The following is a 300-nucleotide window of genomic DNA, read 5'->3' on the forward strand; positions in this document are numbered from 1 at the left end:
CCGGCGATGGTGCGTGGGGTGTGTCGGCGGGTGTGGTGCGTGGTGTGGTGCACCGGGTTTTGGGTGTGGTGCAGGCGTGGTTGGCTGATGAGCGGTTTGCGGATGGTCGTTTGGTGTTGGTGACCCGGGGTGCTGTGGAGGCGGTTCCGGGTGAGGGGGTTGTGGATCTGGCGGCTGCTGCGGCGCGGGGGTTGTTCCGGTCGGCGCAGTCGGAGAATCCGGGTCGGCTGGTGCTGGTGGATGTCGATGATTCGGTGGTGCGGGTGGATGCCGCGTTGCTGGGTGTCGGTGAGCCGGAGT

Annotated in this window: 1 protein-coding gene; it reads left to right on the forward strand. The window is 67.3% G+C overall.

Annotated features, from left to right (window positions below; translation table 11 throughout):
* Positions 1–20: 20 nt before the first annotated feature.
* Positions 21–300: SpnB-like Rossmann fold domain-containing protein (locus LMU33_RS41045; RefSeq protein WP_443728992.1), on the forward strand; the 280-nt coding region annotated here is incomplete at its 3' end.

The sequence above is a fragment of the Streptomyces barringtoniae genome (assembly GCF_020819595.1).
In the GTDB taxonomy this organism is placed as follows: Bacteria; Actinomycetota; Actinomycetes; order Streptomycetales; family Streptomycetaceae; genus Streptomyces; species Streptomyces barringtoniae.